The 476-nt window shown below is 69.3% G+C and carries 1 protein-coding gene; it reads right to left on the minus strand.

Annotated features, from left to right (window positions below; all coding sequences use genetic code 11):
* On the minus strand, positions 1–476 hold a 476-nt coding region (locus tag AC1DCP_RS26415; protein WP_476774872.1), incomplete at both ends, for a DNA translocase FtsK 4TM domain-containing protein.

The following is a 476-nucleotide window of genomic DNA, read 5'->3' on the forward strand; positions in this document are numbered from 1 at the left end:
ATCTGCACCGGGGTGGCTTCCTCCTGGCGCACGCGCTGCACTTCCACGGTCTCGGTCCGTTCCACCTTGGCCGCGGCGCCGATGATGCGGTCCTGCTTCTTCTCGCGGCGGGCCTTGAAGCCGAGGAACAGCGTTTCGACGAAGCCGCCGACGTGTTCGGCCACGGAGAGCCAGGAGAAATGGAAGAACAGCGACAGCCCGATGGCGAACATCAGCAGCAACAGCAGCGTGGCGCCGGAAAAGCCCAGCGCCAGTTGCAGCCAGCCGCCGAGCAGGTCGCCCAGCACGCCACCCGGGGCGCGCGGCAGCGCGGCGCGCAGCGGGTACATGCGGATGGCCTCGAGGCCCATGCTCGATACCAGCGTCAGGCCAAAGCCGATCCAGCTGATCGCCACGCTGTGCTGCGGATCCGGCACGCGCTCGGGGAGTTCGGCGGTCAGGGTGCGCCAGCCGCGCCAGCAGCGGCGCATCAGCAG

The sequence above is a fragment of the Agrobacterium sp. 10T429 genome, assembly GCF_056393925.1.